The 10,388-nt window shown below is 70.6% G+C and carries 10 protein-coding genes; all 10 read left to right on the forward strand.

What is annotated here, in order from left to right; all coding sequences use genetic code 11:
* Positions 1-1,013 (forward strand): Fe-S cluster assembly protein SufD (gene sufD / locus Q2100_RS26375; protein WP_302916443.1); only part of this gene is annotated, 1,013 nt, incomplete at its 5' end.
* Position 1,014: 1 nt separating this feature from the next.
* Positions 1,015-1,788, forward strand: coding sequence for a Fe-S cluster assembly ATPase SufC (gene sufC, locus Q2100_RS26380; protein WP_264013832.1), 774 nt, complete (start codon positions 1,015-1,017; stop codon positions 1,786-1,788).
* 8 nt (positions 1,789-1,796) lie between these two features.
* Positions 1,797-3,065, forward strand: a complete 1,269-nt coding sequence (locus Q2100_RS26385; RefSeq protein ID WP_302916444.1) for a cysteine desulfurase — start codon at positions 1,797-1,799, stop codon at positions 3,063-3,065.
* 7 nt (positions 3,066-3,072) lie between these two features.
* Positions 3,073-3,531, forward strand: a complete 459-nt coding sequence (gene sufU, locus Q2100_RS26390) for a Fe-S cluster assembly sulfur transfer protein SufU (protein WP_302916445.1) — start codon at positions 3,073-3,075, stop codon at positions 3,529-3,531.
* The gene (locus tag Q2100_RS26395) at positions 3,528-3,863 is read left to right on the forward strand and encodes a metal-sulfur cluster assembly factor (RefSeq protein ID WP_302916446.1); all 336 of its coding nucleotides are present in this window, start codon (positions 3,528-3,530) and stop codon (positions 3,861-3,863) included. The genes sufU and Q2100_RS26395 overlap by 4 nt, the downstream gene beginning before the upstream one ends.
* 48 nt (positions 3,864-3,911) lie before the next feature.
* A complete protein-coding gene (locus Q2100_RS26400; RefSeq protein ID WP_302916447.1) occupies positions 3,912-4,442 on the forward strand; it encodes a hypothetical protein in 531 nt (176 codons plus the stop codon).
* A gap of 38 nt (positions 4,443-4,480) precedes the next feature.
* The gene (locus Q2100_RS26405; RefSeq protein WP_302916448.1) at positions 4,481-5,110 is read left to right on the forward strand and encodes a hypothetical protein; all 630 of its coding nucleotides are present in this window, start codon (positions 4,481-4,483) and stop codon (positions 5,108-5,110) included.
* A 71-nt stretch (positions 5,111-5,181) separates the two neighbouring features.
* Entirely contained in the window at positions 5,182-5,547 is a 366-nt protein-coding gene (trxA, locus tag Q2100_RS26410) for a thioredoxin (RefSeq protein WP_264013837.1), read from the forward strand.
* Between the two features lie 42 nt (positions 5,548-5,589).
* Positions 5,590-6,414 (forward strand): enoyl-CoA hydratase, encoded by an 825-nt coding sequence (locus Q2100_RS26415; protein WP_302916449.1) that lies wholly within the window; start codon positions 5,590-5,592, stop codon positions 6,412-6,414.
* Positions 6,415-6,819: 405 nt separating this feature from the next.
* On the forward strand, positions 6,820-10,388 hold a 3,569-nt coding region (locus Q2100_RS26420), incomplete at its 3' end, for a type I polyketide synthase (protein WP_302916450.1).

Raw genomic sequence — 10,388 nt, forward strand, 5'->3', positions numbered from 1 at the left:
CGACCGGACGCGCCGCGATCGAGGTCACCGAGCGGCCCGGCGTGACGGTCCAGACGGTGCAACGCGGCGACGCCCGGCTCGGCCAGGCCGGCGTGCCCGCTGATCGCGTTGCGGCGCAAGCCTTCTCGTCGTTCGAGTCCGCGACGATCGTGACGGTCGCACGCGACACCGAGGTGGCCGAACCGATCGAGATCGTCGTCAACGGTCCCGGCGAGGGCGCGGTGGCTTACGGACACCTGCAGATCCGCGTCGAGGAACTGGCGAGGGCGATCGTCGTCGTCGACCTGCGCGGCAGCGGAACCTATGCCGACAACGTCGAGATCGTCGTCGGCGACTCGGCCGGTGTCGGGGTGATCTGGATCGCCGACTGGGCCGACGACATGGTCCACGTCAGCGCCCACCACGCCCGGCTGGGGCGCGACGCCGTGCTGGGGCACGTCAACGTCACCCTCGGCGGGGACGTCGTGCGCACCACGGCGACGGTGCGGTACGCCGGTCCCGGCGGCCAGGCCCAGATGCTCGGCACCTACTTCGCCGACGACGGCCAGCACTTCGAGTCGCGGCTGCTCGTCGACCACTCGCAGCCCAACTGCAAGTCCGACGTGCTCTACAAGGGCGCACTGCAGGGCGACCCGGACTCCGACCGCCCCGACGCCCACACCGTGTGGATCGGCGACGTGCTGATCCGCGCCGAGGCCACCGGCACCGACACCTTCGAGGTCAACCGCAACCTCGTGCTGACCGACGGGGCCCGCGCCGATTCGGTGCCGAACCTGGAGATCGAGACCGGTGAGATCGTCGGCGCCGGACACGCCAGTGCCACCGGCCGTTTCGACGACGAGCAGTTGTTCTACCTGAGGGCCCGCGGCATCCCCGAGGAGCAGGCCCGCCGGCTGGTGGTGCGCGGATTCTTCGGCGAGATCATCGCCAAGATCGCCGTGCCCGCCGTGCGCGAGCGCCTCACCGACGCCATCGAACGAGAACTAGCGATCACGGAATCGAGAAGTAACTGACATGACCACGCTTGAAGTCAAGGACCTGCACGTCTCCGTCGTCTCCGCCGAGGACGGCACCGACATCCCGATCCTCAAGGGCGTCAACCTGACCGTGAAGTCGGGGGAGACGCACGCGGTGATGGGGCCCAACGGGTCGGGCAAGTCGACGCTGTCCTACGCGATCGCCGGACACCCCAAGTACACCGTGACGTCCGGTTCGATCACGCTGGACGGCGAGGACGTCCTGGCGATGAGCATCGACGAGCGCGCCAGGGCCGGACTGTTCCTGGCCATGCAGTACCCGATCGAGGTGCCCGGGGTGTCGATGTCGAACTTCCTGCGCACCGCGGCCACCGCCGTGCGGGGCGAGGCGCCGAAGCTGCGGCACTGGGTCAAAGAGGTCAAGACCGCGATGAGCGATCTCGACATCGACCCGACGTTCTCCGAGCGCAGCGTCAACGAGGGCTTCTCCGGCGGCGAGAAGAAACGTCACGAGATCCTGCAGCTCGGCCTGCTGAAGCCGAAGATCGCGATTCTCGACGAGACCGACTCGGGTCTCGACGTCGATGCGCTGCGCATCGTCAGCGAGGGTGTCAACCGCTACGCCGAGGCCGAGAACGGCGGCGTGCTGCTCATCACGCACTACACCCGGATCCTGCGCTACATCCAGCCGCAGTTCGTCCATGTCTTCGTCGGCGGCCGGATCATCGAGTCAGGCGGCCCCGAGCTCGCCGACGAGCTCGAGGAGAACGGCTACGAACGCTTCACCCACGCTCCGGCGGCGGGATCCTAGGCGGCGCGATGACGGCCTCCACGGAACGCCCGGCGCTGGCGGTGGACCTCGAGACGGTGCGTGCGGACTTCCCGATCCTGTCGCGGGTGATGCGCGGCGGGAACCAGCTGGCGTACCTCGATTCGGGTGCGACGTCGCAGAAGCCGCGGCAGGTGCTCGACGCCGAGCGTGACTTCCTCACCACGTCCAACGGCGCGGTGCACCGCGGCGCGCACCAGCTGATGGAGGAGTCCACCGACGCCTACGAGCAGGGCCGCGCCGACATCGCGGCGTTCGTCGGGGCCGACACCGACGAGCTGGTGTTCACCAAGAACGCCACCGAGTCGATCAACCTGGTGTCGTACGCGCTGGGGGACAACAGGTTCGGGGGCCGCGCCGTCGGGCCCGGAGACGTCATCGTCACCACCGAGCTCGAACACCACGCGAACCTCATCCCGTGGCAGGAGCTGGCCCGCCGCACCGGTGCCACGCTGCGCTGGTACGGCGTCACCGACGACGGGCGCATCGACCTCGACTCGCTGCAGCTCGACGAGCGCGTGAAGATCGTCGCGTTCAGCCACCACTCGAACGTCACCGGCGCGATCGCCCCGGTCGCCGAACTGGTGGCTCGGGCCAAGCAGGTGGGCGCGCTCACACTGCTCGACGCCTGCCAGTCGGTGCCGCACCAGCCCGTCGACTTCCACGCGCTCGACGTCGACTACGCCGCGTTCTCGGGGCACAAGATGCTGGGCCCCACCGGGATCGGCGTGCTCTACGGCCGCCGTGAGCTGCTCGACGCGATGCCGCCCTTCATCACCGGCGGGTCGATGATCGAGACGGTCACGATGGAGGCCACCACCTACGCCCCGGCCCCGCAACGCTTCGAGGCGGGCACCCCGATGACGTCGCAGGTCGTCGGACTGGCAGCCGCCGCACGCTATCTCGACGCACTGGGCATGGACGCCGTCGAGGCGCACGAGGCCCGACTGGTCGAAGCCGCGCTCGACGGGCTGGCCGGCATCCCGGGTGTCCGGGTCGTCGGACCCACCGACATGGCCGACCGCGGTTCGCCGGTCAGCTTCGTCGTCGACGGCGTGCACGCCCACGACGTGGGGCAGGTGCTCGACGACGAGGGCGTCGCCGTGCGGGTCGGGCACCACTGCGCGTGGCCGCTGCACCGCCGGTTCGGCATCCACGCCACTGCCAGGGCGTCGTTCGCGGTGTACAACACGACCGACGAGGTGGACCGGCTGGTCGCGGGCATCAAGCGGGCCGTCGAGTTCTTCGGGCGGGATTGAGCGCACCGTGCGGATGGAGCAGATGTACCAGGAGGTGATCCTGGACCACTACAAACACCCGCACCACCGAGGGCTGCGCGAACCCTTCGGCGCCGAGGTGCATCACGTGAACCCGACGTGCGGTGACGAGGTCACGCTGCGGGTGGCGCTGTCCGGCGACGGCAGGACGGTGGAGGACATCTCCTACGACGGGCAGGGCTGCTCCATCAGCCAGGCCGCGACGTCGGTGCTCACCGACCAGGTGATCGGTCAAAGTGTCGCGCAGGCACTGTCGACCGTCGCGGCGTTCACCGAGATGGTGTCGTCCCGTGGCGCCGTCGAGGGCGACGAGGACGTGATCGGCGACGGCGTGGCATTCGCGGGCGTGGCCAAATACCCGGCGAGGGTGAAATGTGCGCTGCTGGGCTGGACGGCTTTCAAGGCCGCGCTGGCGCAGGCGTCGGAAGAATTCGAGGAGGCAGGATGACCGCACCCGATGAGCTGTTAGCCGATCTGGAGGAGGCGATGCGTGACGTCGTCGATCCCGAACTCGGCATCAACGTCGTCGATCTCGGCCTGGTGTACGGGCTGAACATCGAAGAGGGCGACGGCGGCAACGTCGCGCTGATCGACATGACGCTGACCTCGGCGGCGTGCCCGTTGACCGATGTGATCGAAGACCAGTCGCGCAACGCGCTCGTGGGCGCGGGGCTGGTCAACGAGATCAAGATCAACTGGGTGTGGAATCCGCCCTGGGGCCCGGACAAGATCACCGAGGACGGCCGCGAACAACTGCGGGCGCTCGGCTTCACCGTCTGACGCGTCGATTTCACCGGTCAGCGGACCGCACCGGGGCACAATGACCTAATGGTCACCGTTCCTGCGGCGGTGTGGCGCGGCGGGCCGGTCGTCCGTGCACTGACCGTCGGCGCCGCAGTGGGCGTGTGCCTCGGCGTGCTCGCCTGGCTCGACTCGGGTCTGCTGGTGGCCGGCGTGGTCGTCACCGTCGTGGTCGGTGGGGGCTACGGCATCTGGATGCAACGCCGCATGGCGCGGTTCTGGCCGGGCGCCGCGGCGCTCACCGCCGACGAGCGGGTGGCCGTGGCCCGCGCCGCCCGCCGTGGCGAACCGGTCGGGTCACCGTGCCTGACCGAGGCGCTCGTCGAGTACGGATCGGGGATGCGCGCGGCTGCCGGGACGGCACGGCCGTATCGCTGGGTGATCCCGCTGGTGCTCGTCGTCGGCGTGGGCATGGCCGTGTGGGACGCGTTCTACGGCACCTGGGGCAACGCCGTGGTCTCGGCCGTCTACCTGGTGCTGCTGCTGCTCGAGGTGTTCTGGTGGCCGCGGCGGCAGCGGCGACTGCTGGCCAACGCCGATCGCGCCGCCGCCGGGTAATCGCACGGCCGGCCCGGATCCCTGGTAACTCATTCGGTATGAGCCCCGATTACGTCGCCACGCGCAGGCAGCTGCGCGGTGTCGCCGAGAGCCTGATCGCCGGACCGCAGCATCGCGCGGCGGGCACCATCCGCCTGGCGGTGCGGCCCGACGGCTTCACCGGTGTCGCGCTGCCGATCGCCGTGCACGGCACGGAGCTGGTGTGGCAGCACGGCAGCGCCGCGCTGGCCGGGCCGGTGGGCGCGCTGGCCACCGCCGCGGGCGTCACGGCGGGCCCACCCGAAGGCGTCTACGACGTCGTCGACCCGCTGGCCGCCGACGCGGTGCTCGACATCGACCCGGCGGCGGCCGACCTGCTGTACCGCAGCCTCTACGCCGGCGGATTCGCCATCAAACACGTTCTGCCCGAACAGCATCCGGTGCTCTGGCCGGAGCACTTCGACGTCGCGGTCACCGAGGACGAGGTGAACTACGGAGTCTCCGCCGGCGACGACCACCACCCGATGCCGTACGCCTACGTCGGCCCGTGGACCGCACGCCGGGGGGCGTTCTGGAACGCACCGTTCGGAGCGCTGCTGGCGCTCGACCCCGCCGACGACGTGGACGAACTGGCCCGCCGGGTCGCGGAGTTCTTCGCCGAGGGCCGGACCCGCGCATCAGACCGCTGACCCGCGGGCGGGCAGGCGTGAACCGGCCGGCCGCGGGGAACAAGCATGGTGAACCCAACGTTAGGACAGTCGTGGCAACGCAAGACATCACCGCAGAGCAGTTCAACGACACCATCAACGACAACGACATCGTGCTGGTGGACTTCTGGGCGTCGTGGTGCGGCCCGTGTCGCGCGTTCGCGCCCACCTTCTCGGCCTCGTCCGAGAAGCACCCCGACGTCGTGCACGCCAAGGTGGACACCGAGGCCGAGCAGGCGCTGGCGCAGGCCGCCGACATCCGCTCCATCCCGACGCTGATGGTCTTCAAGAAGGGCAAACTGGTGTTCAACCAGGCCGGCGCGTTGCCGCCGGCGGCTCTGGAGGACCTGGTGCAGAAGGTCAGGGAGTTCGACGTCGACGCGGCGATCGCCGCCCAGGACGACGGCGCGCAGGCCTAGCTGCCCGGGGGCCGGTGCACGGCCCCGCGATAGCGTGCTCGGGTGACCGAAGCACAGCAGTTCGTCCTCGTCGACCGGCCGCGCCCGCAGGTCGCACTGGTGACCCTCAACCGGCCCGAACGCATGAACTCGATGGCGTTCGACGTCATGGTGCCGCTGCGCGACGTACTCGCCGAGCTGAGCCACGACAATTCGGTGCGCGCGGTGGTGCTGACCGGCGCGGGCCGCGGGTTCTCCTCCGGCGCGGACCACAAGTCGGCGGGTTCGGTGCCGCACATCGACGGGCTGACCCGGCCGACGTTCGCGCTGCGGTCCATGGAGGTCCTCGACGAGGTGATCCTGGCGCTGCGCAAGCTCCACCAGCCGGTGATCGCGGCGGTGAACGGCGCCGCGATCGGCGGCGGTCTCTGCCTGGCGCTGGCCGCCGACATCCGCGTCGCGGCGACCGGTGCCTATTTCCGTGCCGCGGGCATCAACAACGGCCTGACGGCCAGCGAGTTGGGTCTGTCCTATCTGCTGCCCCGCGCGATCGGCTCGTCGCGGGCGTTCGAGATCATGCTCACCGGTCGCGACGTCGACAGCGCAGAGGCCGAGCGGATCGGCCTGGTTTCCCGGACGGTGCCGGAGGACGAACTGCTCGAGGTGTGCTTCGACATGGCCGAACGCATCGCCGCGTTCTCCCGGCCCGGTGTCGAGCTGACCAAGCGCACGCTGTGGTCCGGGCTGGACGCCGGCAGCCTCGAGGGGCACATGCAGGCCGAGGGGCTGGGCCAGCTGTTCGTGCGACTGCTGACCGCCAACTTCGAGGAGGCGGTGGCGGCGCGCGCGCAACGACGCCCCGCGGTCTTCACCGACGACAAGTCCTAGCCTCCTCACGCCGGTTCATGGCGCACTCGTCGGCGGCCGACCCGGCGGCGCCGAAAGGTAGCCCTCATACCCGGTAGCGAAGGCGCTAATCTTCCCCTTTGCAAGTAACGCCGAGCGCCGCGACGGGCGGTTTCGCCCGCGAAGTCCAAGATCAGTTCCTTTGCTGGCCGCCGGTGCGCAACCGTGCGGGTTCGTTGCCATACTTGCGTTCCGATTGGGCGGTAACCGTTGTTGAACCCGCTGAAATGCCCGCTGAGCAGCGTCTTTCGACTGCCTGCCTTCGGCCCGGCCCGGGACACGTACGGTTCGCACGCCCCTTTAGGTTGTGCTAACTTGCCGCAATTGACTTTGCCGTTGGCGTGACCTGCAGATGTCCTGGATGCCAGAAGAGGTAGGAGCTTCGTGATCGACAGGCCCATGACGCCCATCGCCGTCGTCGGGATGGCGTGCCGGCTGCCCGGCGGTATCGAGTCGCCCGCCGAACTGTGGGAGGCCCTGCTGCGCGGCAGTGACCTGGTCACCGAGGTGCCGGCCGACCGGTGGGATGCCGACGACTTCTACGATCCGGAGCCCGGTGTGCCCGGCCGGTCTGTGTCCAAATGGGGCGGCTTCCTCGACGACGTCGGTGGATTCGACGCCGACTTCTTCGGCATCAGCGAGCGCGAAGCGACCGCCATCGACCCGCAGCACCGCCTGCTCCTCGAAACAGCATGGGAGGCGGTCGAACACGCCGGTATTGCACCCGCATCGCTGGCCGGCAGCCAGACCGGCGTCTTCGTCGGCATGACGCACAACGACTACCAGTTGGTCACCGCCGAGGCCGACGCCATCGCCGGACCCTACGGGTTCACCGGCAGCAATTACGGTCTGGCCTCCGGACGGATCGCCTACCACCTCGGCGTGCACGGCCCGGCCTTCACCGTCGACTCCGCATGCTCGTCGGCGCTGCTCGCGGTGCACATGGCGTGCCGGAGCCTGCACGACGGCGAGAGCAGCATGGCGCTGGCCGGTGGGGTCAACGTGCTGCTCGAGCCCCGCAAGATGGCCTCGGGCTCGGCGCAGGGCATGCTCTCCGCGACCGGTCGGTGCCGGGCGTTCGACGCCGACGCCGACGGCTTCGTTTCCGGTGAGGCAGCGGTGATGCTGCTGTTCAAGAGGCTGCCGGATGCGCTGGACGACGGGGACCGGGTGCTCGCGGTGATCCGCGGCACCGCGACGAACCAGGACGGCCGCACGGTCAACATCGCCACTCCGTCGCCGGCCGCTCAGGAGTCGGTTTACCGGGCCGCGCTCGCCGCGGGCGGCGTCGACCCGGTCACCGTCGGTTACGTCGAGGCGCACGGCACCGGAACCCCGGTCGGCGACCCCATCGAATACACCAGCCTCGCGAAGGTCTACGGCACGGCCGGACGGTGCGTCCTCGGGTCGGCCAAGACGAACCTCGGACACGCCCAGTCGGCGTCGGGTGCGCTCGGCCTGATGAAGGCGGTACTGGCGCTGCAACACGCGCAGGTGCCGCCGAACCTGCACTTCAACCGGCTACCCGAACAGATGGCGGAGGTGCAGACCGGGCTGTTCGTGCCGCAGACGGCGACGCCGTGGCCCGTCGAGGACGACCACCCGCGCCGGGCCGCCGTGTCGTCCTACGGCCTGTCCGGAACGAATGTGCACCTGGTCGTCGAACAGGCCCCGAGCGTGGCCGCACCCCGGATCGTCGAGGAGAACGACTCGACCGCACGCGACCTGAGCGCACCGTGGTTGTTCCCGCTGTCGGCCACCTCGCCGGAGTCGTTGCGGCAGACGGCGGCACGGCTCGCCGACTGGGTCGACGCCCGGATCGGCGGCGACCCCGCGGATCTCCGGGACCTGGCCTACACGCTCGCCCGCCGCCGTGCGCACCGCACCGTGCGCACCGCGGTGTTGGCGGGCAGCGCAACCGAACTCGTCGATGCCCTGCGTCGGGTGGCGGCGGGCGACACCCCGCCGCAGACGCCGGCAGCCGACACCGGTCAGGGCGCCGTATGGGTGTTCTCCGGCCAGGGGTCGCAGTGGGCCGCGATGGGTGCGGCGCTGCTGGCCGCCGAGCCGCGCTTCGCCGAGGCCGTCGCCGAGGTCGAGCCGCTGATCGCCCGGGAGTCGGGTTTCTCGGTGACCGAGGCGATGTCGGCGCCCGAGACGGTCACCGGCATCGACCGGGTACAGCCCACCGTGTTCGCCGTCCAGGTCGCCCTCGCGAGAACGCTTGCCGGATACGGGGTTCGGCCAGCAGCGGTGATCGGGCACTCGATGGGCGAGGCGGCGGCAGCCGTCGTCGCCGGCGTCCTCACACTCGCCGACGGTGTGGCCGTGATCTGCAGGCGGTCCCGGCTGATGCAGGCCGTCGCCGACTCGGGCGCGGCACCGGGTGCGATGGCCTCGGTGGAACTGCCCGCCCAGCAGGTGCTCTCCGAACTGGCCGCCGCCGGAGCCGCCGACGTGGTGCTGTCGGTGATCGCCTCGCCGCAGTCGGCGGTGGTCGGCGGTGCGAGGTCGACGATCCGCACTCTGGTCGCGGCCTGGGAGGAGCGCGGGGTGATGGCCAGGGAGGTGGCGGTCGACGTCGCCTCGCACTCGCCGCAGGTCGATCCGATCCTCGACGAACTCACCGACGCCCTCGAGGACCTCGAGCCGTCGGAACCGTCGATCCCGTACTACTCGGCCACGCTCTACGACCCGCGGGAACCGGCCGACTACGACGGCTGGTACTGGGCGGACAACCTGCGGCACGCGGTGCGGTTCGCCGCCGCGGTGCAGGCGGCGCTCGAGGACGGGTTCCGCGTCTTCGCCGAGCTCTCACCGCACCCGCTGCTGACCCACGCGGTCGACCAGAACGCCAAGGCCCTCGACGTCTCGATCGCGGCGCTGGCGACGATGCGCCGCGGGCAGGAGACGCCGCACGGACTGCGCGACGTCCTGGTCGACCTGTTCAGCGCCGGAGCCGAGATCGACTTCACCGCGCTCTACCCCGACGGCGTGCTGGTGGACGCGCCGCTGCCGGTGTGGACACATCCGCGTCTGATGCTCAGTGCCACGCCGCGGGGCGCCGTGGCGGGCGCGCAGACTGTGGCGGCTCATCCGCTGCTCGGCGCGCACGTGCGACTGCCCGAGGAACCGGAGCGCCATGTCTGGCAGTCCGACGTCGGCACGGCGGCCCAGGCGTGGCTGGCCGACCACCGCGTGCACGACGTCGCCGCACTGCCTGCGGCGGCCTACTGCGAGATGGCACTGGCCGCAGCGCGCGCCGCGCTCGGCGACACCGCCGAAGTGTGCGACCTGACCTTCGACGAGATGCTGTTGCTCGACGACGCCACCCCGGTGTCGGCCGCCGCCACGATGACCCCGTCCGGGACACTCGACTTCACCGTCGACACCTACGCCGACGGTGACCGGGTCCGCCGCGCCACCGCCCGGCTGGCTCCGGCTGCGGAGCCACGCCACACGCCCACCCACGACATCGCGCAGTTGCTCGCCGCGCACCCCGTGGCGGTCGACGGACCGGCACTGCGCGCGTGGTTCGACGCACACCACATCCAGTACGGACCGGCGTTCGCCGGCGTGACCGCGGCGCACACGTCCGATGCGGGCGACTCGGTGCTCGCCGAGGTGGCGCTGCCGGGAGCCGTGCGCTCGCAGCAGGGCGCGTACGGCATCCACCCCGCACTGCTGGACGCGTGCTTCCAGGCCGTCGGCGCCCACCCGCACCTGCACGCGGACCGGTCGGGGGCCATCATGCTCCCGCTCGGCGTGAGCCGCCTGCGGGTCCACGGCCCGGTGCGCGGCGCACGCTACTGCCTGGTCACCGTGACAGCCGCCACCGCGACCGCGGTCGAGGCCGATCTCGACGTCCTCGACGAGACCGGCGCGGTGCTGGCGGAGGTCACCGGCCTGCGGCTCGGCACGGGCCTCTCGGCGGATGCCCGCCGCCGGCGGGTGCT

Source organism: Mycolicibacterium arseniciresistens, from assembly GCF_030519285.1.
In the GTDB taxonomy this organism is placed as follows: Bacteria; Actinomycetota; Actinomycetes; order Mycobacteriales; family Mycobacteriaceae; genus Mycobacterium; species Mycobacterium arseniciresistens.